20 protein-coding genes are annotated in these 22252 nt (G+C 72.3%); 15 read left to right on the forward strand and 5 right to left on the reverse strand.

Annotated features, from left to right (window positions below):
- The first annotated feature begins 33 nt into the window (after positions 1 to 33).
- The 4 genes from ASG30_RS02615 to ASG30_RS22000 are packed head-to-tail and all read left to right on the forward strand — an operon-like array spanning position 34 to position 4263.
- A complete protein-coding gene (locus ASG30_RS02615; protein ID WP_055892207.1) occupies positions 34 to 993 on the forward strand; it encodes a glycosyltransferase family 2 protein in 960 nt (319 codons plus the stop codon).
- Between the two features lie 11 nt (positions 994 to 1004).
- Entirely contained in the window at positions 1005 to 2249 is a 1245-nt protein-coding gene (locus ASG30_RS02620) for a class I SAM-dependent methyltransferase (protein ID WP_055892211.1), read from the forward strand.
- Positions 2246 to 3532 (forward strand): DUF4910 domain-containing protein, encoded by a 1287-nt coding sequence (locus ASG30_RS02625; protein ID WP_235579726.1) that lies wholly within the window; start codon positions 2246 to 2248, stop codon positions 3530 to 3532. The genes ASG30_RS02620 and ASG30_RS02625 overlap by 4 nt, the downstream gene beginning before the upstream one ends.
- The gene (locus ASG30_RS22000) at positions 3529 to 4263 is read left to right on the forward strand and encodes an SDR family NAD(P)-dependent oxidoreductase (protein ID WP_082521845.1); all 735 of its coding nucleotides are present in this window, start codon (positions 3529 to 3531) and stop codon (positions 4261 to 4263) included. The genes ASG30_RS02625 and ASG30_RS22000 overlap by 4 nt, the downstream gene beginning before the upstream one ends.
- A gap of 980 nt (positions 4264 to 5243) precedes the next feature.
- Here the strand turns inward: ASG30_RS22000 and ASG30_RS02635 are convergent.
- From ASG30_RS02635 to ASG30_RS02655, 5 genes are all read right to left on the reverse strand, one after another.
- On the reverse strand, positions 5244 to 5909 hold the full coding sequence (locus ASG30_RS02635; RefSeq protein WP_055892216.1) for a PIG-L deacetylase family protein: 666 nt from the start codon (positions 5907 to 5909) through the stop codon (positions 5244 to 5246).
- A 1-nt stretch (position 5910) separates the two neighbouring features.
- Positions 5911 to 6696 carry a hypothetical protein gene (locus tag ASG30_RS02640; RefSeq protein ID WP_055892219.1) on the reverse strand — a complete coding sequence of 262 codons (786 nt, stop codon included), beginning with the start codon at positions 6694 to 6696 and terminating at the stop codon, positions 5911 to 5913.
- A 262-nt stretch (positions 6697 to 6958) separates the two neighbouring features.
- Entirely contained in the window at positions 6959 to 9130 is a 2172-nt protein-coding gene (gene fusA / locus ASG30_RS02645; RefSeq protein WP_082521846.1) for an elongation factor G, read from the reverse strand.
- Between the two features lie 58 nt (positions 9131 to 9188).
- The gene (locus tag ASG30_RS02650; protein ID WP_082521847.1) at positions 9189 to 9854 is read right to left on the reverse strand and encodes a hypothetical protein; all 666 of its coding nucleotides are present in this window, start codon (positions 9852 to 9854) and stop codon (positions 9189 to 9191) included.
- Positions 9851 to 11254 carry a selenium-binding protein SBP56-related protein gene (locus tag ASG30_RS02655; protein ID WP_055892225.1) on the reverse strand — a complete coding sequence of 468 codons (1404 nt, stop codon included), beginning with the start codon at positions 11252 to 11254 and terminating at the stop codon, positions 9851 to 9853. The genes ASG30_RS02650 and ASG30_RS02655 overlap by 4 nt, the downstream gene beginning before the upstream one ends.
- A 237-nt stretch (positions 11255 to 11491) precedes the next feature.
- Here ASG30_RS02655 and ASG30_RS02660 point away from each other — a divergent pair, with 237 nt between their 5' ends.
- From ASG30_RS02660 to ASG30_RS02710, 11 genes are read left to right on the forward strand one after another with little or no spacing between them, the layout of a single operon-like run.
- The gene (locus ASG30_RS02660) at positions 11492 to 11941 is read left to right on the forward strand and encodes a hypothetical protein (protein WP_055892227.1); all 450 of its coding nucleotides are present in this window, start codon (positions 11492 to 11494) and stop codon (positions 11939 to 11941) included.
- Positions 11942 to 11945: 4 nt separating this feature from the next.
- A complete protein-coding gene (locus ASG30_RS02665) occupies positions 11946 to 12302 on the forward strand; it encodes a MaoC family dehydratase (protein ID WP_055892230.1) in 357 nt (118 codons plus the stop codon).
- On the forward strand, positions 12299 to 12790 hold the full coding sequence (locus tag ASG30_RS02670) for a MaoC family dehydratase (RefSeq protein WP_055892233.1): 492 nt from the start codon (positions 12299 to 12301) through the stop codon (positions 12788 to 12790). The genes ASG30_RS02665 and ASG30_RS02670 overlap by 4 nt, the downstream gene beginning before the upstream one ends.
- Positions 12787 to 13176 carry a RidA family protein gene (locus ASG30_RS02675; RefSeq protein ID WP_055892236.1) on the forward strand — a complete coding sequence of 130 codons (390 nt, stop codon included), beginning with the start codon at positions 12787 to 12789 and terminating at the stop codon, positions 13174 to 13176. The genes ASG30_RS02670 and ASG30_RS02675 overlap by 4 nt, the downstream gene beginning before the upstream one ends.
- Complete coding sequence (locus ASG30_RS02680) at positions 13173 to 14849, forward strand: thiamine pyrophosphate-requiring protein (RefSeq protein WP_055892239.1); 1677 nt, start codon at positions 13173 to 13175, stop codon at positions 14847 to 14849. Before ASG30_RS02675 ends, ASG30_RS02680 begins: the two co-directional genes overlap by 4 nt.
- A gap of 50 nt (positions 14850 to 14899) precedes the next feature.
- Positions 14900 to 15871 (forward strand): Bug family tripartite tricarboxylate transporter substrate binding protein, encoded by a 972-nt coding sequence (locus ASG30_RS02685; RefSeq protein WP_055892242.1) that lies wholly within the window; start codon positions 14900 to 14902, stop codon positions 15869 to 15871.
- Between the two features lie 5 nt (positions 15872 to 15876).
- A complete protein-coding gene (locus ASG30_RS02690; protein ID WP_055892245.1) occupies positions 15877 to 16647 on the forward strand; it encodes an enoyl-CoA hydratase/isomerase family protein in 771 nt (256 codons plus the stop codon).
- Position 16648: 1 nt separating this feature from the next.
- Complete coding sequence (locus tag ASG30_RS02695) at positions 16649 to 18166, forward strand: aldehyde dehydrogenase family protein (protein ID WP_055892248.1); 1518 nt, start codon at positions 16649 to 16651, stop codon at positions 18164 to 18166.
- On the forward strand, positions 18163 to 20265 hold the full coding sequence (locus ASG30_RS02700) for an acetate--CoA ligase family protein (RefSeq protein WP_055892251.1): 2103 nt from the start codon (positions 18163 to 18165) through the stop codon (positions 20263 to 20265). The genes ASG30_RS02695 and ASG30_RS02700 overlap by 4 nt, the downstream gene beginning before the upstream one ends.
- A gap of 11 nt (positions 20266 to 20276) precedes the next feature.
- A complete protein-coding gene (locus ASG30_RS02705; protein ID WP_082521848.1) occupies positions 20277 to 21197 on the forward strand; it encodes an IclR family transcriptional regulator domain-containing protein in 921 nt (306 codons plus the stop codon).
- Positions 21194 to 22249 carry an NADH:flavin oxidoreductase gene (locus tag ASG30_RS02710; protein ID WP_055892254.1) on the forward strand — a complete coding sequence of 352 codons (1056 nt, stop codon included), beginning with the start codon at positions 21194 to 21196 and terminating at the stop codon, positions 22247 to 22249. The genes ASG30_RS02705 and ASG30_RS02710 overlap by 4 nt, the downstream gene beginning before the upstream one ends.
- The last annotated feature ends 3 nt before the right edge of the window (positions 22250 to 22252 follow it).

Genomic DNA, 22252 nt, shown 5'->3' on the forward strand with positions numbered 1-22252 from the left:
GGGCGCTCCGCACGCAAGCTCGGGGAGGCACCGGTGAAGCTGAGTGTGATCCTGCCTTGTTACAACGGCTCCGCCACGCTGGACGTCCAGCTGGAGGCGCTCACCCGCCAGCACTGGCCCGGCGGGTGGGAGGTCATCGCGGTCGACAACGGCTCCGCCGACGGCTCGCCGGAGATCGTGAGGCGCTACCAGGACCGGCTCCCCGACCTGCAGGTCGTGCAGGCCTACACGCCCGGCACGAAGCGCCTGGGCGTGCCCCACTCCTACAACACCGGCATCAAGGCCGCCACCGGCGACGCCTTCGTCTTCTGCGAGGCGGACGACGAGGTGGCGCCCGGCTGGCTCGAGGCCATGGGCCAGGCGCTGGCCGACCACCCCTTCGTCGTCGGCCGGCTGGAGCACCGCAAGCTCAATCCGGCATGGGTGCATCCGCCCTACGGCGACGGCTACCAGTACGCGGGCCTGGCCCGCTACCGCACGCCGCCCCACCTGGAAGGGGCCAGCGCCGCTGCGTTCGGGCTGCAGCGCGCGTTCTACGAACGGCTCGGGCCGCTCAGCCTGGAGTTCCCGATGGGGCACGACATGGAGTACAGCTGGCGGGCGCAGGTCGCCGGCTACGCGCTGCATTTCGAGCCCCGCGCGGTAGTGCACTACCGCGAGAAGACGCGCCTGAAGGACCGCTTCCGCCAGGGCCGCAACTGGGGCTGGGACTCGCATCGCATCGAGCGGCACTACGGCGTGCCACCGCGCAGGCTGGCCCTGGCAGGGCAGGCCGTGCACATGCTGCGGCTGCTCCCGGCCGGGATCGGCGCGGCGCTCTGGGCGGCCACCGGGCGCACCGGCGGCCGGCGGCAGCTGGCCGAGTGGGTGTTCAACTTCGGCTGGGCGGTCGGCAAGGGCCGCGCGCTGCTCACCCGGTCCACCCCCGCCGCCCCGCCCGCCGCCGATCGCCCCGCGGCCGAACCGGTCCCGCCCCTGACACCCCAACCTTGAAGGAATCCCCCATGAACCTGGCGCCGGTCCGGCCCGCCTGCCGCCTCTGCGGAGCGGCACTGAAACACACCTTCACCGACCTGGGCATGTCGCCGCCGTGCGAGGCGTTCGTGCCCCCGGACCGGCTGGCCAGCGTCGAGGCGTTCTACCCGCTGCACGTCTTCGTGTGCGACGAGTGCCTGCTGGTGCAGCTGCCCGAGCACGTCAGCCCGCAGGAGATCTTCACCGAGTACGCCTACTTCTCCTCGTACTCGGACAGCTGGCTCGCGCATGCCAAGGCCTATGCGGGCCGCATGGTCGACCGCTTCGAGCTGGGCCCCGGCAAGCTGGTGGTCGAGCTGGCCAGCAACGACGGCTACCTGCTGCAGTACTTCCAGGCGCTGGGCGTGCCGGTGCTGGGGGTGGAGCCGGCGGCCAACGTCGCGCGCGAGGCGGTGCGCAAGGGCATCCCGACGCGGGTGGAGTTCTTCGGCCGCGAGACCGCCGCCGCCATGGTGCGCGAGGGCATCCAGGCCGACCTCATCGCCGCCAACAACGTCTTTGCCCACGTGCCGGACATGCGCAGCTTCACCGCCGGCATGAAGACGCTGCTCAAGCCCGGCGGCGTCATCACCATCGAGATCCCGCACCTGATGCGGCTGATGGAGCAGAACCAGTTCGACACCATCTACCACGAGCACTTCTCGTACTGGTCGTTCATCACCGCCACGCGGATGCTGGCCGACTTCGGCCTGGCCGTGTTCGACGTCGAGGAGATCCCCACGCACGGCGGCTCGATGCGCATCTATGCCCGGCATGCCGACGACCCGTCGCCCGTGCACGAGCGCGTGCGCGAACTCACCCGGCGCGAAGAGGAAGCCGGCTTCACCCGGCTGGAGACCTATTTCTCCTTCGACGAGAAGGTCAAGCGGACCAAGCGCAACATCCTGTCCTTCCTGATCGAGGCCAAGCGGGCCGGCAAGTCCATCGCCGGCTACGGGGCCCCGGGCAAGGGCAACACGCTGCTCAACTACTGCGGCATCCGCACCGACTTCCTGGACTACACCGTGGACCGCAATCCGTACAAGCACGGCCGCGTCCTGCCGGGCACGCGCATCCCGATCTTCCCGCCGGAGAAGCTGCGCGAGACGCGGCCGGACTACGTCTTCATCCTGCCCTGGAACCTGAAGGACGAGATCCGCCAGCAGCTGGCCTACGTGCGCGAGTGGGGCGGGCAGCTGGTGGTGCCCATCCCCGACATCGAGGTGCTGGAGTGACCGATGCGCCGGCGCCCGGCGCCGCGATGCATGCGCTGGTGAGGGAGCTCTACCCGATCTGCCGCAGCATCACGGGCGACGGGCTCCGGCAGACGCTGGCGCGGCTGGGCCGCGAGATCCCGCTGGCCGTGCACGAGGTGCCCACCGGCAGCCGGGTGTTCGACTGGACCGTGCCGCGCGAGTGGAACATCCGCGATGCCTACGTGAAGAACGCGGCCGGCGAGCGGGTGATCGACTTCCAGCGGCACAACCTGCACGTGGTGAACTACAGCGTGCCCGTGCAGCGCCGCATGACGCTGGCCGAGCTGCGGCCGCACCTGCACTCGCTGCCCGACCGGCCCGAGCTGATCCCTTATCGCACCTCGTACTACAAGGACAGCTGGGGCTTCTGCCTGCCGCACCGGCAGCTGGAGCACATGCCCGAGGGCGAGTACGAGGTTTGCATCGACTCCACGCTGGAAGACGGCCACCTCAGCTACGGCGAATGCCTGCTGCCGGGCAGCACGCCCGAGGAGGTGCTGGTCTCCTGCCACGCCTGCCATCCCTCGCTGGCCGACGACAACCTGTCCGGCCTGGCGGTCGCGACCTTCCTGGCGCGGCACCTGGCGCGGCAGCCGCGGCGCTACTCCTACCGCTTCGTCTTCGTGCCGGGGACCATCGGCTCGATCACCTGGCTGAGCCGCAACGAGGAGGCCGCGCGCAACATCCGCCACGGACTGGTGCTCACCTGCATCGGCGACCGCGCCAGCTTCACCTACAAGCGCAGCCGACGCGGCAACGCCGCCATCGACCGGGCGGTGGAACACGTGCTGGCGCATGCGGACCCGGAGCACGCGGTCCTGCCCTTCTCGCCCTACGGCTACGACGAGCGGCAGTACTGCTCGCCCGGCTTCAACCTGCCGGTGGGCTGCCTGATGCGCAGCCACCATGGGCAGTTCCCGCAGTACCACACCTCGGCCGACAACCCGGACTTCGTGACGCCCGAGGCGCTGGCCGGCGCGTTCGACGCCCTGCTGTCCGTGCTCGACGTGCTGGAGAACGACGGCCGCTACCTCAACCTGAAGCCGTACTGCGAGCCCCAGCTCGGGCAGCGCGGCCTCTACGGCACCACCGGCGGCACCGGGCCGCGCCAGGTCGAGATGGCGATGCTGTGGGTCCTCAACTTCTCCGACGGCGAGTCCAGCCTGCTGGACATCGCGCAGCGCGCCAACCTGCCCTTCGCGACGGTGCGCGAGGCCGCCGCGCTGCTGGAGCGCGCCGACCTGCTGGCGCCGGCGCCATGAACCGGCTGGACGGCCAGGTCGCCGTGGTCACGGGCGCGAGCCGGGGCATCGGCCAGGCGATCGCGCTGGCACTGGCCGGACGCGGCGCCCGCCTGTGCCTGGTGGGGCGCGACCGCGCCAGCCTGCAGGCCGTCGTGCAGGAAGCGCGAGGCGCCACCGGCGCGCACCGCTGCTACGAAGCCGACCTGGGCGTGGACGCCGACGTGGACCGGCTGGCCGACACGCTGGGGCAGGACCTTTCCGCCGTCGACATCGTGGTCCATGCGGCCGGCGTGCTCGGCTGGGGTCCTTTCGAGAGTTCGCCGGCGCAGGAATTCGACAGCCAGTACCGCACCAACGTGCGCGCGCCCTACGTGCTCACGCAGCGCCTGCTGCCGGGGCTCAGGGCCGCGCAGGGCCAGGTGGTGTTCGTGAACTCCAGCGCCGGCCTGTCGGCGCGGGCGAACGTCGCGCAGTACGCCGCGACCAAGCATGCGCTCAAGGCCGTGGCCGACAGCCTGCGCGAGGAGGTCAACGCCGCCGGCGTGCGGGTGCTCAGCCTCTACGTGGGCCGCACGGCCACCCGCATGCAGGCCGAGCTGCATGCGGTGGAAGGCAAGGCCTACGACCCGCTTTCCCTGATCCAGCCCGAAGACGTGGCGGGCCTGGCGCTCCACGCGTTGTCGCTGCCGCGCACGGTGGAGGTCACCGAGATCACCTTGCGGCCGCTGCGCAAGCCCGCCTCGGCGTGATCCTGCGCGATCTGCGCCGACACCGGCCAGGGCTCCACGCACACCAGGTCGCGCAGCACCTCCAGGCGCACCTGCGCGGCGGGATCGTCCGGGAACTTGCGCGCGAAGAAGGCCGGCACGCTGCGCAACCGTTCGAGGTCGTCCGGGGTGAAGTCCTTCACGTGGGCCTCGTCGTAGCGCTGGATGAGGTGGTTCATCGGCCCCCTGCGCTCGACCAGCTGCATCAGCAGCGTGCCCACCAGGAACTCGTCGGCGATGCGCAGCCGGCTGAAGTAGTCGCGCAGCTCGGGCCGCGCGAACTGGTCCACCATGGCCCACACGATGTCGCGGCGCGCGCCGAACCAGGGCGAGCCGTAGTAGGGGCGGAAGTCCGGACCGAAGGGATGCCGCCCGAACCAGCCGCGCGCGAAGGCCCCGACCGTCGCCTTGGCGATCCAGGGCACGGGGCCGCCCGCGGTGCCGCTGCGCAGCCAGATGCCCGCCTCGTCGCGCCGTCCCGGCGTCGCGCTGAAGTAGTGGCGCGACAGGCGCCGCAGCAGGCGGTGGCGCAGCGACCCCTCGGGCGTGAACGCGCGGTAGCCCACCGACATCAGCGCGTCGCGGTCGGCCATCAGGTCGATGCAGTCGAAGTGCGCCTGGGCGTCGCCGGCCACGTGCTCCTCGAACTGCGCCATCGACTTGATCGGCAGGCAGGTCGGGCTGAGCAGCTGCAGGTAGTCGAACTCGAAGTGCTCCAGCGCATGGCGCAGCGAATGGAACACGCCTTCGGTGAAGCCGAACACGGCCCAGCCGGTGCGCCGCGGCTCCGGGACGAACCGCGCGTTGGGCGCCGTCAGCGGGAAGTGCGGGGTCTGCGCGAAGTCGTGGTGGACCAGCACCTGGTGCGGCGCCAGCGACCGCGCCAGCTGGTCGACGGTCTCCGGCCGGCTCACCGCCGACATCACGACGAAGACGATCTTCGGTGTTCCGCTTCCCATGGCTCAGGCCGCCGTGCCCAGCACGAGCTTGCGGCAGTGGAAGGCTTCCGCCCGTTTTTCGACCGCGGCGCATTCCACGCCGCGCAGGCGCATCAGCGCCTCGAACGTGTCTTCCGTCAGCCAGGCCTTGTGCGCCTCGCTGCGAAACACCTCGCAGATCAGGCCGACCTTGCGCGAGCTCACCGCCCGCGGCAGCGGCACGAAGCAGTTGGGCGTGCCCAGGTCGCCGTCGTACTTGGGGATCTCGTATTCCAGGATCATGTGCCGCCGCCAGGTGTTCCAGGTCAGGTCGCTGACGGTGCGGTGGTCCTGGTGCCGGTCCTCGCGGTAGTGCGTGAAGATGAGGTCGGGCTCCACCTCGGCCTTGAGCGCCTCGACGAAGTCCTTGATCTCGGCGCCCTGCCACGGGAAGTAGCCGTCGCGAAAGGGGCCGATCACGACGCGGCGCGACGCGGCCTTCTCCAGGAAATGCGCCGCCCCGGCCTGGGCCTCCTGCTCGCGCGGACCGGCCGCGCTGAACACCACCCAGGTGACGCGCACGTTGGTGCGGGTGGACAGCAGGTGAAGGAGCGTGCCGCCGCAGCCGATCTCGATGTCGTCGGCGTGTGCGCCCAGGCACAGCACGTGGAGCGGAGCGTCGCGGTCGGGCGGCAGGATCAACGGGAGCATGTCACCTCGCCGGCTTCTTCCAGACTTCCCAGGGAGCGGCGCCGCCACCCTGCAGGCCTTCGAGCTGCTGCTTGTCCTTGAAGGTGTCCATGCTGGCCCAGAAGCCGTCGTAGCTGTAGCCGATCAGCTGCTGGTCGCGCAGCAGGCGGTGGAACGGCTCCTCGACCAGTTCCTCGCCGTCGCCGATGTACTCGAAGATCTCCTTGCGGAAGGCGAAGAAGCCGCCATTGACGCGGATGTCGCCGTTGCTGATCGGATGGATGTCCGACACCAGGCTGCTGCCGGGGGCCGTCGCCACCACGTGGTAGCTGAGGTTGGGGCGCACGCACAGGAAGCTGGCGACCTTGCCCTGCCGGTGGAAGTCGTCGAGCTGCTGCGGCAGCGGCAGGTCCGACAGGCCGTCGCTGTAGTTGGCCAGGAATTCCTCCTCGCCTTCCACGTACTTGCGCACCGCGCGCAGCCGCTGGCCGATGTTGGAGGAGATGCCGGTGTCGGCGAAGGTGATGCGCCAGTCGTGGATGTCGCTGCTGACCAGTTCCACGTTCTTGCCACCGCCCGACAGGACGAAGTCGTTCGACAGGCATTCCTGGTATTGCAGGAAGTAGTTCTTGACCACGTCGGCACGGTGACCGAGGCACAGGACGAAGTCCTTGTGCCCGTAGTGCGCGTAGTACTTCATCACGTGCCACAACAAGGGGCGCGACCCGATGTGCACCATCGGCTTGGGCAGGTTCTCCGCGTCCCGCATCCGCAGGCCCTGGCCACCGCAAAACAATACGACCTTCATTGAAGCCATACCTCCCGGGTTGTGTGAACCGCTCCCACCTGGCTCGTGGAAGCGAATTCATTGTGCGTCGGAAGCGCGGCCCTTTGGGGCCTCGGCACCCTGCCGGTCAGCGGTCGCGCAGGGCGCGCAATCACGCTCCGGCAAGGCCCAGCAAGGAAAGGGGCGCATCCGGCGGCGCTTTCCAGCGGCCGAGTTGCGCGGGCACCGCGAACTACGCTTGAGGATGAGTAGCCCGAAAGAGCCGGTCGGCAAGCTCAGGCATTCACTCTTCCCTCGGCCGGTACTGCGCGGCCAGCTGGGCCTGCAGGTTCGGCGGCACCGGCTCGTAGTGGCTGAAGGCGAGCGTGAAGCTGCCCTGCCCGCCGGTGAGCGCGTTCAGCCGCGACTGGTAGGTCGAGAGCTCGGCCAGCGGGGCCTGGGCGAGAACGGTCAGCACGCCGTCGACGCCCGACTGCGTGCCGCTCACCTGCGCGCGGCGCGAGGCCAGGTCGCCGGTGATGTCGCCCAGATCCTCCGCGGGCGCGCTGATCTCCATGTCGACGATGGGCTCCAGCACGCAGGGCTGCGCGGCCTGCACGGCGGCGACCAGGGCCTTGCGGCCCGCGGTGACGAAGGCGATCTCCTTGCTGTCCACCGTGTGGTGCTTGCCGTCGTACACGATCACCTTCAGGTCCACCACCGGGTAACCCGTCAGCACGCCCTGCTCCATGGCCTGGCGCACGCCCTTCTCGACCGCGGGCATGAAGTTGTTGGGGATGGCCCCGCCACGCACCTCGTCGACGAACTCGAAGCCCGCGCCGCGCGGCAGCGGCTCGATGCGCAGGAAGACCTCGCCGAACTGGCCGGCGCCGCCGGTCTGCTTCTTGTGGCGGTGGTGCCCTTCGGCGGGCGCGCGCACCGTCTCGCGGTAGGCCACGCGCGGCGGCCGCGTCTCGACCTGGCAGCCGTGCACGTCGGTCAGCCGGGCCAGCAGCGCGCGCAGGTGCAGCTCGCCCAGGCCGTAGACGATGGTTTCGTTGGAGCCTTCCGCATGCTCGATGCGCAAGCAGGGGTCCTCGCTCACCAGCTTCTGCAGGATGTCGTGCAGGCGCTGCTCGTCGCCGCGCCGCTTGGGCTCGATCGCCAGGCCGTGCACCGGCACCGGGAACGGCAGCGGCTTGAGGTGCATGTGCGCGTCCTCGGCCGCGTCATGCAGCACGGCGTCGAAGTGCAGTTCCTCCACCTTGGCGATGGCGCAGATGTCGCCCGGCACCGCCTTCGGCACCCCCACCAGCTTGCCGCCCTGCAGCCGGAAGAGGTGCCCCACCTTGAAAGGGCGTCGGCCGTCTCCCACGTAAAGCTGGCTGTCGCGCAGGATGGTGCCCTGGTGCACGCGCAGCACGCCCAGCTTGCCCGCGTAGGGGTCCTGAGTGATCTTGAAGACGTGCGCGAGCACGTGCCGGTCGGGATCCACCACCACCTGCACCGGCCGCGCGCCTTCGCCCTCGCCTTCCAGGAAGGCGGGCGGATTGCTCTCGGTCGGGTCGGGCAGCAGCCGCTCGATGGCGTCCAGCAGCTCGGCGACGCCGGCGCCGGTGCGCGCCGAGACGAAGAAGATCGGCACCAGGTGGCCTTCGCGCAGGGCCTGCTCCAGCGTCGGGTGCAGCTCGGCCGGGTCGACGTCGCCGTCGTTCAGGTAGCGCTCCACCGCTTCGGCGTCCACCTCCACCACCTGCTCCATCAGGGCCCGGTGCGCGTCCTCCACCGACGAGAAATCGGGCGAGGGGCCGCCCTCCTGCTTGCGGGTCCAGAAGCAGTCGAGCACGCTTTCGCCGCCCTGCGCCGGCAGGTTGACCGGCAAGCATTCCTTGCCGAAGGCGGCCTGGATCTGCGCCACCAGCTGCTGCAGGTGCACGCCCTGCGCGTCGATGCGGTTGACGATGACGATGCGGTCGCGCTCGCGCTGGCGGGCCCACTCCATCATGCGCACCGCCCCGGGCTCGATGCCGGTCGCGGCGTTCAGGACGATGGCCGCGGTCTCCACCGCCTCCAGCGCCGGCAGCGACTGGCCCAGGAAGTCGGGCGCGCCGGGCGCGTCGATGAGGTGGGTGGTGATGCCGTTGTGCTCGAAGTGCAGCACGCTGCTGTTGAGCGAGCGCAGCCACTTCTTCTCCAGCACGTCGCCGTCGGAGACGGTGCTGCCTTTCTCCACCGAGCCGGGGGCGCCGATGGCGCCGGCCTTCCACAGCAAGGCCTCGGCCAGGCTGGTCTTGCCCGAGCCGCCCGGCCCCACGAGGGCCACGGTTCGCCTGGAGGCGATGTCACGATGAGCGGCCACGAGACACTCCTTTCGCAACGAAGGACGGCCATCGTAAGGCAGGTTCGCCACGGCCGTGCAGCGGGCGCGGCCGTGCTTGCATCGGTTTGCTTCGGTGGAAACTCGACGGCAGTGCATTGCATAACCTCCGTGCCGCGCACTGCGGTGCGAGCCGCTTCGGGCGGCCGGGCGCGGCTCAGGCGGCCGTGAGCATCCCCGCCGCGCCCGCCACCACCAGGCTGCCCGCCCACACCAGGTCGAGGTTGATCCACGCGCGCCGCAGGAACGCCAGGCCCAGGTAGCGGTACACCGCCCACGCGATCGCCAGGCCCGACAGCATCATCGCCAGCGTGTGCACGGCCGCGACCGACAACGCGGTGAACATGTTGGCCTGCACCAGCGCGCCCTGCACGTCCGCCCGCGCGGCCGCCGCGCCGCCTTCGCCGGAAGACTGCAGGCACAGGCCCAGCGTGAACGGCAGCAGCATCAGCCCGGCCCCGTGCGCCGTCGCCATCAGGAACGACCACCAGGCCAGCTGCGTGGGCGGGATGCGCGCCAGCGCCCGCGGCGGGCGCCGCTGCACCAGCCGCCAGAGGCCGAACAGCAGGACGAGGCCGGCCGCGCCGACCTGGATCGGGCGGCTCCACGACACGTAGCCCGCCAGCCAGGCGAATGGCACCAGCGCGATCGACATCGCGGCCAGGTGGCCGCCGCCCAGCGGCAGCAGCGTCGCGAACACGGCGCGCGAGGCCCGCTCGGTCAGGCCGTTGGCCACGGCCAGCGGCCAGCCCATCGCCGGGTTCAGGCCGTGGTAGACGCCGAGCGCGACGACGGTGAGCCAGAGCGCCGCGGTGCTGCTCAAGCCGAGGGGTAGCAGAAGGAATCGGTGGAGCAGTCGCCGCCCTGCAGGCGGACCTGGTGCGCGCCGTAGTCCTTGCCGAACTCGACGCAGAACTTCGAGTCGAGCTCCATCCCGCCCTTCGGATCGATCCGGCACATCGCCTGCACGCCGGGGATGCCGTCGGGGTAGAACTGGCTGTCCCAGCTGCTGTACAGCGAGTTGGTGAAGAAGACGCGGCGGCCGTCGCGGCTGATCTCGGTCATCTGCGGTCCGCCGCCGAAGGGACGTCCGCCCGGGTGCGGTGCATGCGCGGCGATGCCGCCGACGCGCACGCTGCCGGACAGCGTGGGCTTGAAGGGATCGCTCACGTCGTACTGGCGCAGCTCGCCCGTGCCCCAGCAGGCCACGTAGAGGAAGCGGTCGTCCATCGACAGGTCGATGTCGCTGATCAGCGGCGGCACCGCGCCGAAGCCCTTGAGCAGGCCCGGCAGGCGCGCGGCGTCGGCCGGCTCGGGCGGCACGGTGGCCGTCTTGCGCGCGTGGAAGGTGCCGTTCTCGCGCCACCAGGTCCAGATCGACGCCTCCAGGTTGGTCGTGTCCACCACCACGCCGACGAAGCCGTAGTCGCGGCTCGGGTCGTGCGCGGGCCGGATCTCCAGCGCCATCTGGTGGTTGGCGCCCAGGTCGATGGTCTGCACGTGGCGGCGATCGCGCAGCGCCCAGAAGTGCAGTCGGTGGCCGTACTTGTTGGCCAGCAGGTCCTCGGCGACCAGGCCGTTCTCGAACTGCGGCGGCAGCGCCCATTCGCTGGACACCATGTAGTCGCGCGGCAGGTTCCACCAGAAGTCGTAGTGCAGCTCCTGCGGGCCGCGGTCGATCTCCCAACGGCCCAGCACCTCGAACGACTGGCAGTCCATCAGGAAGATGCCGGGCGGCCCCTCGGTGCCGTCGGTCCCGCCGCCGCCGAGCGTGCTGACGTAGATGCCTTCGGGCCCGCAGTGCACCGTGTGCGGACGCGAGTAGCCGGTCTTGCGCCGGATCTCGTCCGGCTCGACCGTCTTGACCAGCCGCGGCGCCTTCGGGTCCGGCTGGGTGTCGAACACGTACATGCGCGAAGTCCTCATGCCGGGCACGAGAAGGTAGCGCCGCTGCAGGAAGGCGTTGCACGAGAGCGGCGACAGCGCCGAACTGCAGGCGTTCCAGCCGAAGTGGTGCAGCTCGTCGCCGCGGTTGGGCAGGTCGACGCGGTTCAGCACCGTCCCGTAGGTCGGCGAAGCCTCGTCCACGTCGACCACCGCCAGCGCGTCGGGCCGCGAGCGGTCGGGCGACAGCAGGGCCGTGTAGGTGATGCGCTCCGGCTCGGCCTGCATGGCCAGGGCGGGCGAAGGATGGAAGGTCGGGTCCGGTCGCACGCTTTCCATGGCGCAGCTCCTGGTTGGGCGTCGGGACGCCAACCGTAGTCCGCGAACCCAGGAAGTCAAGGGCTGCCTCGTGCGGCGGCCACCGCGCGGTGTGCGCATTCCGCACGAACGCGCCACCGGGTTGCGCCGGGGATGAGGCACGGGTTCGAATCGTTCACATGGCTGCAGGCTTGTGCGCAATGCGCACACGGAACCGGCAGGCGGCCGCCGACGAACACGCACCCAAGGAGACGACGCATGACCCGCCCCAGTGAGATCAAGCCGCGCGAAGGCAGCGTGCCCGGCACGCTCTACGACACCTACGAGGAAGGCAAGGCGCTGGGGCCGGTGCGCTTCGAGATCACCCCCGAGATCTGCGAGGAGTACTTCGAGGCCGTCCAGTCCGACCGTTCGCTGTACCGCCTCGATGGCCGCCAGGCGGCGCCGCCCAACGTGCTGCTGCCCTACATGACGGTGCCGATCTACCAGACCTACCCGCCCAACCAGGGCATCGTGATGGCCGAGCTGGACCTGCGCTGCCAGTCGCCGATCTGGGCCGACGAGACCACCCCGGTGGTGGCCACCGGCAGGGTGCTGCGCAAGTTCGAGCGGCGCGGCCGCCGCTTCGTGCAGTGGGAGGCGCAGTTCGCCCGCGAGGGCGGCCCCGTGCTGGCCCGCCTGACCAACACCTTCCACATTCCGGAGTGACGCCATGCTCAAGCGCGAGATCCCCATCACCCAGGCCATGATCGACGGCTACGGCCGCATCAACGGCGACAACGACATCATCCATTACGACCACGCGTACGCGCTGGCGCGGGGCTTCCGCGGCACGCTGCTGCACGGCCCGCACATGACGGCCTTCGGCGCCGACCTGGGCGCGCGCCGCCACGGCGCCGCCGACTGGCTCACGCGCGGCCGCCTGCACACCAAGTGGGTGGGCCCGTCCTGCCCGGGCGACACCTTCGTGGTCGAGATGGACGAGACCGGCCGGCTCGAAGCCACGTCGGGCGACGCCGTCGCCATGGTCGGCGAAGCCACGCTGGTGGACGACGGGCGCGCCGGATGACCCAGCCCCTGCACGCCGCGGCCGCCGCGCCGGCGCAGCTGGCCGGCGCCGACCTGGTGCCCGGCCAGGTGGTCGCCGAACGCGAGGTGCTGTTCGACGAACAGGCCTTCCGCCGCTTCGCCGAGCTGACCGGCGACGCCCACCCGGTGCACTACGACGAGGCCTACGTGCGGGCGCAGGGCCTGCGGGCGCCGCTGGTGCACGGGCTGCTGCTGGTGGCGATGACCGCGCTGGGCGCCACCGAGCTGTCGCCCCGGCTGCACGCCAGCATGGTGGCCATGCTGGGCACCGACGCGCGCTTCCTCGCGCCGGCCTACCGCGGCGACCGCCTCACCTTGCGCATGCGGGTGGCCAGCGTGGAGCCCAAGAGCCGCAACCGCTGCGTCGCCCGCTTCGACGTCGAGCTGCTGGCCGCCGACGGCAGCACCGTGGCCACCGTGCAGCACCAGTTCCTGCTGCGCCAGCCGCTGGAAGGAGTTTCCGCATGAATCCCGAACTGCGCGCCTGGCCTCTCCCCGGCAAGGCGACGTTCTCCGGCGCCGTGCGCGCCGGCCCCCTGCTGTTCGTCTCGGGGCTCACCGCCACCGACGAGCAGCGCCGCATCGTCGGCGGCACGCTCGCCGAGCAGGCGCGCCACATCTACGCCAAGCTCGGTCGCATCCTGGCGCAAGCCGGCGCCGGCTTCGCCGACGTGGTGGAGACCGTCGACTACGTGACCACGTTCGAGGGCTACGACGCCACAGCCGACGTGCGCCGCGAGGTGTTCGGCGATGGCCCCTTCCCCGCCGCCACGGGCGTGCGGGTGGTCGAACTGGTGCGCCCCGGCGCGCTGATCGAGATCCGCGCCATCGCCTGGCTGGGGGACCGCCCATGACGGCCCCCGCCACCAGCGTCGCGCGCCGCTACCTCGCGCGCCTGCGCGAGCACGGGATCCGCCACCTGTTCGGCAACGCCGGCACCGACTTCCCGCCGCTGATCGAGGCGCTCGCCGGCGGCGACTGCGGCATCGAGCCCATCCTGGTGCCGCACGAGAACGTGGCCGTGGGCATGGCCTACGGCGCGGCGCTGGCCACCGGCAAGCCGCAGCTGCTGATGGTGCACGTGGGCCTGGGCACGGCCAACGCGCTGTGCGGCCTGTTCAACGCCGCGCGCCAGCACGTGCCGCTGGTGCTCACCGCCGGCCGCACACCGGTGCTGGAGCACGGCCGGCTGGGCGCGCGCAACAACTACATCAACTGGGCCCAGGAGCTGTTCGACCAGGCCGGCATGGTGCGCGAGCTGGTCAAGTGGGAGTACGAGCTGCGCGATCCGGCCCAGGTGGACGCCGTGGTGGACCGCGCGCTGGCCATGGCCGGCTCGGCCCCCGAAGGCCCGGTGTACCTGGTGCTGCCGCGCGAGGTGCTGGCCGCGCCCGCCGTGGACACGCCCAACGGCGGCACCGGCCGGCAGGCGCCCGCGCGGGCGGGCCTGCCGCCGGCCGAAGACCTGGCCACCGCCGCGCAGTGGCTGGCGCAGGCGCAGCGCCCGCTGCTGATCACGGCCGACGCCGGCCGCACCGCCGCGGGGTTCGCCGCCCTCACCGCGCTGGCCGAGGAAGCCGGCGTGCCGGTGGTGCAGTACCGGCCGCGCTACCTCAACCTGCCCTCGTCGTCGCCGGCCAACGCGGGCTACGACCCGTCGCCGCTGCTGGCCTCGGCCGACCTGGTGCTGGTGGTGGACGCCGACGTGCCCTGGCTGCCCGGCCAGGGCGAGCCCGCACCCGGCGCGCGCGTGGTCCACGCCGGCATCGACCCCCTGTGCGCGGGCTACCCGATGCGGGGCTTCCGCAGCGATCTCACGCTGCAGGGCGACACCGCCGCCATCCTGCGCGAGCTGCACGCGCGTCACGGCCCGCTCACGCCGGCGCGCGGCGGCTGGCTGGCCGATGCCACCAGCCACCGCCGCCGCGCCGCGACCACGCCGGTGGCGCCCTCGCTGAGCAACCGCTACGTGTCGCGCTGCATCGCGCAGGCGCTGGGCGAGGACGGCGTGCTCGTCAACGAATACACCTTCGCGCTCGAGGAACTGGACCACGACACGCCGGGCCGCTACTTCGCGCACAGCCCCGCGGGCGGGCTGGGCTGGGCGATGGGCGCCTCGATGGGCATCCGCCTGGAGCGCCCCGAAGCGCTGGTGGTGGCGGCGGTGGGCGACGGCACCTACATGTTCGGCAACCCCACGCCCACGCACTTCACCAGCGCCGCGCGAGGGCTGCCGTTCGTGACGGTGATCTTCAACAACCGGCGCTGGGCCGCGGTGCACCGGGCCACGCTGTCGATGTACCGCGACGGCGCCGCCGCCAACGCGCCCACCCCGGTGTTCGCCACGCTGGAGCCGTCGCCGGACTACGAGCGCATCGTCGAGGCCAGCGGCGGCCTGGGCCTGCGCGTGGAGACCGCCGAGGAACTGCCCGCCGCGCTCGCCCGCGCCGTGCACGCCGTTCGCCACGAACGCCGCCAGGCGGTGGTGAACGTGCTCACCGACATCGGCTACGACCGCACCAGCTGAAGCCCCGCCCCCCCCTTTTCCCTTCCCGACAACGTCACCAGGAGATCGCCATGCCTCTCGCACGCTTCCTGACCTGCCTCGTCCTCGGCCTGGCCGCCTCCGCGGCCAGCGCACAGGCCCCGTGGCCGGCCGCAAAGCCGATCACCCTCGTCGTGCCCTACGGGGCGGGCGGCACCAACGACATCATCGCCCGCGCGGTGGCGGCAAGGCTCACCCCCGCGCTCGGCCAGAGCGTGGTGGTGGAGAACCGGCCCGGCGCCGGCGGCAACGTCGGCGCGCAATCGGTGGCCCGCGCGCCGGCCGACGGTTACACCCTGCTCACCGCGCCGGTCAGCCTGCTGTCGATCAACAAGTGGGTCTACCGCAACATGGGCTTCGACCCCGAGAAGGACCTGGCCCCGATCACCATGGTCGGCCGGGTGCCCAACGTGCTGCTGGTCCATCCGACGGTGCCGGCCGGCAGCATGGAGGACCTGGTCAAGTACATCCACGCCAACCCGCAGAAGCTCTCGTTCGCCTCCATGGGGTCCGGCACCAGCGGCCACCTGAGCGGCGAGATGTTCAAGATCCTGGCGCACGTGGACGTGCAGCACGTGCCCTACAAGGGCAGCGCGCCCGCGCTCAACGACCTGCTGGGCGGCCACGTGCAGATGATGTTCGACAACCTGCCCACGGCGCTGCCGCTGGCCAAGAGCGGCAAGCTCAAGGCCTTCGCCGTCACCAGCGCGGCCCGCTCGCCGCTGCTGCCGGAAGTGCCCACGCTGGCCGAGGCGGGCGTCAAGGGCTTCGAGGCCACGGCCTGGTTCGGCTTCGTCGCCCCGGCCGGCACGCCCGCGCCCATCCTCGACCGCCTGAACGCCGAGGTGGTCAAGGCGCTGAACGACCGGACCTTCCGCGCCGAACTCACCGCGCTGGGGGTGGAGGTGGTGGGCAACAGCCGGGCCGAGTTCGCGCAGCTGATCGCCGACGAGTCGCGCAAGTGGAAGCAGGTCGTCGACAAGTCGGGCGCCAAGGCGGACTGAAGCCCATGCGCATCGACTACCCCAACCTGGTCTACGAGCGCGAGGGCCGCGTCGCGTTCATCACCCTCAACCGGCCGCAGCGGCTGAACGCGCAGGACTACCCCAGCAAGTGGGACCTGAAATCCGCGCTGACGCACGCCGCCTGCGACGACGGCGTGCGCGTGGTCGCCTTGCGCGGCAACGGGCGCGCCTTCTGCGCGGGCATCGACCTGAAGGAGCTGTCGCAGGGCCACCTGGACGAACGCAACTTCGCGCTGTGGGAAGAGTGCATCCGGATGCTGGAGACCATGGACAGGGTGACGGTGGCGCTCCTGCACGGCCACGTGCTGGGCTCCGGCGTGCAACTGGCGCTGGGCTGCGACCTGCGCATCGCCACGCCGCAGACCAGGCTGGGCCTGCCGGCCGGCCGCGAAGGCCTGCTGCCCGGCTTGGCGGTGTGGCGGCTGGCTCGCTTCATCGGCCTGGGCCGCGCGCTCGACCTGGCGCTGGTGGGCGACCCGGTCGACGGCGAGGAGGCGCGGCGCATCGGCCTGGTCACCGCGCTGGTGGACGACGAGGACCGCGAGGCCGGGTTCGGCCACTGGATGGACCGGGCGGTGGCGCTGGCCTCGCAGGGCACGCGCGCCACCCGCCGCGCGATGCGCGCCATGGCCACCATGGACTACGACACCGCGCTGCAGGCCTACCTGGACGAGCAGCGGCGCGGGCTGGCCTCGACCGACTTCGCCGAGGCCATGAGGGCCTACCGCGAAGGCCGCCTGCCGAACTGGAGCTGAGATGACGACTTCCTCCCTTGCGACGCTGGTGCCGGACACGGTGGCCGTGCCGCGCGGCCACTGGATCGGCGGGCGTTCCGTCGCCGAAGGCGGCCCGCCCCTGGCCGTGCTGCGGCCCTCCGACGGCCGCCCGCACGGCGAGGTGGGCGAGGCCGGCGACGCGGTCGTGGGCGCCGCCGTCGCCGCGGCGCAGCGCGGGCAGGCCGCCTGGGCCGCGCTGCGGCCGCGCCAGCGCGGTGACCTGATGCGCCGCTGGGCCGACCTGGTGGACCGCGACCGCGAGCGGCTGGCCCGGCTGGAGGCGGTGGTGTCCTCGCGCGCCGTGCATGAGGCCCTGGCGACCGACGTGCCGGCGGTGGCCGAGTGGCTGCGCTTCTATGGCGAGTACGCCGACAAGCTGGAAGGCACGGTCACGGCCAGCGGCGACGACCGCCTGTCGCTGGTGCTGCGCGAGCCCTACGGCGTGGTCGGCGTGATCACGCCCTGGAACTTCCCGCTGTTCCTGGCCACCTGGAAGCTGGCGCCGGCCATCGCCGCCGGCAATGCGGTGGTGGTCAAGGCGTCCGAACTCACGCCCTGGTCGGTGCACGCGCTGGCCGAACTGGCGGCCGAGGCCGGGCTGCCGGAGGGCGTGATCAACGTGGTGCACGGCACCGGCCCGGTGACCGGCCGCGCGCTGGTGCGGCACCCCGGCGTGGGCTACGTCACCTTCACCGGATCGACGGCGACGAGCGCGCGAATCATGGCCGACGCCGCCGCCGCGGGCATCAAGCCGGTGGCGCTGGAACTGGGCGGCAAGAGTGCGACGCTGGTCCATGCCGACTGCGGCGACCTCGACGCCGTGGCCGACCACGTCACCTGGGGCATCACCCGCAACGCCGGCCAGCTCTGCTATGCCGGCTCGCGCCTGGTGGTGGACGAGCGCATCGCCGACGAACTGGTGGACAAGGTCGCCACGCGCATGCGCGCGCTCGTCCCCGGCCCGACCTGGTCGGCGGCGACCACGCTGCCGCCCATCATCAGCGAGCGCCAGTGGCAGCGCATCGACACGCTGGTGCGACGCACCGTCGAGGAAGGCGCCCGGCTGCAATGCGGCGGCACGCCGCAGCGGCTGGACGGCGGCTGCTTCTACCCCGGCACCATCCTCGACCACGTGGACACCGGCATGACGGGCTTTCGCGAGGAGATCTTCGGGCCGGTGCTGTGCGTGCAGCGCTTCACCGATCCGGCGCAGGCGCTCTCGCTGGCCAACCACCCGGTCTACGGGCTGTCGGCCGCGGTGTTCACGCGCGACGTGTCGCGGGCGCTGGAGGCGGCGCGCGGCCTGAAGGCCGGCACCGTGTGGGTCAACCGCTGGGGCCGCACGCCCGAGATGATGACCAGCCCGTTCGGCGGCTACGGCCAGTCGGGCTTCGGCAAGGAGTCCGGCCGCGCGGGCATCGACAACTTCCTGCGCAGCAAGTCGGTGTGGATCGACTTCGCGGCGGCCGCCGAGCTGTCGCAGGGAGGCCGGCGATGAGCGCTGCACGCGACTGGGTGCACGCGGCCTTCGAGCCCGCGTCGGTGGCCGTGATCGGCGCCTCGGACAACCCCGAGAAGATCGGCGGCCGGCCGATCAAGTACATGCTGCGCCACGGCTTCCGGGGCCGCATCCTGCCGGTCAACCCGCAGCGCAGCGAGGTGCAGGGCCTGCCCTGCTGGCCCGACGTGGATGCGCTGCCCGAGGTGCCCGAGCTGGTGGTGATCGCCGTGCCCGGCGAGGGCGCGGTCGAGGCGGTCGCCGCCTGCGCGCGGCGCGGGGTGAAGCTGGGCGTGGTGATCTCCTCGGGCTTCGCCGAGACCGGCGAGGCCGGCCGCGACGCCCAGCAGCGCCTGCTGGCCGCGGCGCGCGCCGGCGGCATGCGGCTGGTGGGCCCCAACACGCAGGGCACGGTGAACTTCGCCACCGGCGCCATCGCCAGCTTCGCCACCCTGATCGGCGAAGTGCCGCCCGCGCCCGGCGCGGTGGCGATCGTCAGCCAGAGCGGCGCGATGAGCGTCGTGCCCTACGCCTTCCTGCGCGCCGAAGGCCTGGGGGTGCGCCATGCGCACGCCACCGGCAACGAATGCGACCTGACCGTGGCCGATTTCGCCGAGGCCGTGGCCGGCGACCCCGAGGTGCGGCTGGTGCTGCTCTACCTCGAGTCGGTCCCCGATCCGGCCGCGCTGGCGAGGGCCGCGCGCCGGGCCGCCGAACGCGGCGTGCCGGTGCTGGCGCTCAAGGCCGGCGTGTCCACGCGCGGGCAGGCCGCGGCCAGCTCGCACACCGGCGCCATCGCCACCGAGGACAAGGTGCTGGACGCGTTCCTGCGCCAGAACGGCATCCTGCGGGTGCCGGACATGCGCTCGCTGGTGCGCAGTGCCCGCATGTGGATCGACGGCGTGCGCCCGACCGGTCGCCGCGTCGCCGCCATCAGCAACTCGGGCGCGTGCTGCGTGATGGCGGCCGACGCCGCCGAGCGCCACGGCCTGGACATGCAGCCCTTCCCGCCCGGGGTGCAGCAGGCGCTGGCCGCCGTGCTGCCCGCCTTCGCGAGCGGCGCCAACCCGGTCGACCTGACGGCGGCGCTGCTGGGCAACAGCGGCCTCTTCGGCCAGGTGCTGCCGCTGCTGGCGCAGGCCGACGTGGCCGACAGCTACTTCATCAGCCTGCCGATGTCCGGCAAGGGCTACGACGTGCCGCGCTTCGCGCAGGATGCGCGCGCCTTCGCCCGCGCCACCGGGCGGCCGGTGGCCGTCGCCAGCCCGCTGGCCTCCACGCGGCAGGCTTTCGAGGACGCGGGCGTGCCCTGCTTCGCCCACGACGAGGATGCGATGGCCGCGCTGGGCGAACTGGCGCGCGGCGAGGCGATCCGGGCCGAGGCCCGGCGCCTGGCTGCGCTGGACGCCGGACCCGCGGCCACGCCGCCGCTGCCTTCGGGTTCGGGCTTCCTGTCCGAGGCCGACAGCCTGGCGCAGGTCCGCGGATTGGGCATCGCCGTCGTGCCGCACCGCCTGTGCGCCACCCGTGACGCGCTGCGGGATGCGCTGCGCGAAATCCCCGGCCCCTGGGCGCTGAAGATCTGCTCGGCCGCCATCCCCCACAAGACCGAGTTCGGCCTGGTGCGCCTGGGCGTGGCGAGCGAGGCGGCGGCGCTGGATGCCTTCGACACGCTGGTGGACCGCTGCGCCGCGCTCGGCAAGCCCTGCGACGGCGTGCTCGTTGCCAGCATGCTGCGCGGCCGCCGCGAGCTGGTGCTGGGTGCGCGCTGGGACGATCGCTTCGGCGCCGTCGTCATGGCGGGCGACGGCGGCACCTACGTGGAGGCCATGCCGGACGTGGCCACCGTGGTCTGGCCATTCGACGCCGCCCACCTGCGCGAGCGGCTGGACACGCTGCGCATCGCGCCGCTGTGGCGCGGCGTGCGCGGCGAGCCCGGCCTGCCCGCCAACGCGCTGGCACGGGCCGGCGAGGCGCTGGGCCGCTGGGTGCACGCGCAGCGCGGCCGGGTCTCCTCGGTCGACCTCAATCCGCTGGTGGCCGCGCCGGACGGTACATTGGTGGCGCTGGATGCGCTGGTGGAACTGGCGCCCCGCTGACGAGGACCTGCATGGCCAAGGCACGAGCAGCGCTGCACGCGCAAGACGAGGGATCGCACGACGAGGACGCGGACGGCGCGGCGCATGGGCCCGCCGGCGAGGCGTCCGGCCGCGAGCGCCATTTCATCAACGGCCTGGCCAAGGGGCTGGCCGTGATCCAGGCCTTCAACGACGAGGCGCGGGCGCTGACCCTGGCCGAGGCCGCGGCGCGCACCGGCCTCACGCGCGCCGCCGCCCGCCGCATCCTCATGACCCTGGAAGACCTGGGCTTCGCGGCGCGCCACGGCGAGCGCCACTTCGTGCTGACGCCCAAGGTGCTCTCGCTGGGCTACGCCTACCTCACCTCGATGCCGCTGTGGACCTTCGCCGAGCCGGTGCTGGAAAGCCTCGTGGAGGAGCTGGGCGAGACCTGCAGCATCGCCGTGCTGGACGGCACCGAGCTGGTGTACGTGCTGCGCATCCCCGTGCACCGCATCCTCACGCAGGGCGTCACGATCGGCTCGCGCCTGCCGCTGCACTGCCACTCGGCCGGGCGCATCCTGCTGTCGGGCCTGACGACGGTGCAGCTGGAGGCCTACTTCCAGCGCGCCACCCTGCGCAGCTACACGCCCCGCACGCTGACCGATCCCGCGCGCCTGCGCCGCGCCGTCACCGAAGCGGGTCGCAAGGGCTACGCCTGGGTGCAGGGCGAGATGGAGGAGTCGATCAGCGGCCTGTCTGTGCCCATCTTCCAGCCGGACGGCCATGTGCTGGCGGCCCTCAACGTCAGCCTGAACCGCAAGAACGCGAGCGAGGCGGCGGCCGTGCGCAACCTGCTGCCCAAGCTGCGCCGCGCGGCCGAGCGGCTGCACGCCTCGCTGGCGGTGCGCGGGTCGCCCCGGCGGGTGGTGCGTATGGGCCAGGTGCAGCGGCCGGCGGGACGCGGCGCATGAGCGCACTCCAGCCTTTGCGGCACGGCCGCATCGCCCTTCGCAACCGCATCGCGGTGGCGGCCATGTCCCGCATGCAGGGCGGCGAGGACGGCGCCCCCTCGCCCGATGCCGCGGCCTACTACGCGCGCTACGCGCAGGGTGGCGCCGGGCTGGTGCTGACCGAAGCGCTGTTCACCGACGAGGCCGGCGCGCGGGCCTACCACCGCCAGCCGGGGCTGTCGCGCGACGAGCACGTGGCGCCCTGGCGCGCCGTCACGCAGGCGGTGCACGGGCACGGCGCCCTGGTGTTCGCGCAGCTGCAGCACGGCGGCCGCCTGGCCGAGCCCGGCCTCAACCGGCTTCACCTGGCGGCCAGCGACGGGGCGGCCGCCGGAACCACCTGGCAGACCGGCCGGCCGAACGCGCCGGCCCGCGCCGCCACGACCGCCGAGCTCGACGAAATCGCCGAAGGCTTCGCGCAGGCCGCGCGGCGCGCCTGCGAGGCCGGCTTCGATGGGGTGGAGCTGCACGGCGCGCGCGGCTACCTGCTGGACGACTTCCTCAGCGCCTCGACCAACCGCCGGCAGGACGACTGGGGCGGCGACCTCGCGCGCCGCCTCGCGTTCCCGCTGCGCGTGCTGCGCGCCGTTCGCGCGGCAGTCGGCTCGCTGCCGGTGGGCTACAACCTGTCGCTCTACAAGATGGACGACGCGGCCTACCAGCCGCCCGGCGGCGCCGACGAGGTGGCGGCCATCGCGCGCGCCCTGGCCGGGGCCGGCGCCGACGTGCTGCACGTGACCACGCGCCGCCTGCTGCGCGACGAGCCCTGGGGCGAACCGCTGGCCGCCACCGTTCGGCGCGCGGCGCCGGGCGTGCTGCTGCTGGGCAACGGCGGCCTGAAGTCGCTGGCCGATTGCGACGAGGCCCTGGCGCGCACCGGCTGCGACGCGGTGTCACTGGCTCGGCCCTTCCTGGCCAACCCCGACTGGCTGGCGCGCTGCCGGCAAGGCGAGCCGTTGCGCGCGTACGCGCCGGGGATGGAGCGCGAGCCGCTGCTGGCGCCGCCGGCGTAGCCG

The sequence above is a fragment of the Ramlibacter sp. Leaf400 genome, assembly GCF_001424545.1.
Lineage (GTDB): Bacteria > Pseudomonadota > Gammaproteobacteria > Burkholderiales > Burkholderiaceae_C > Ramlibacter.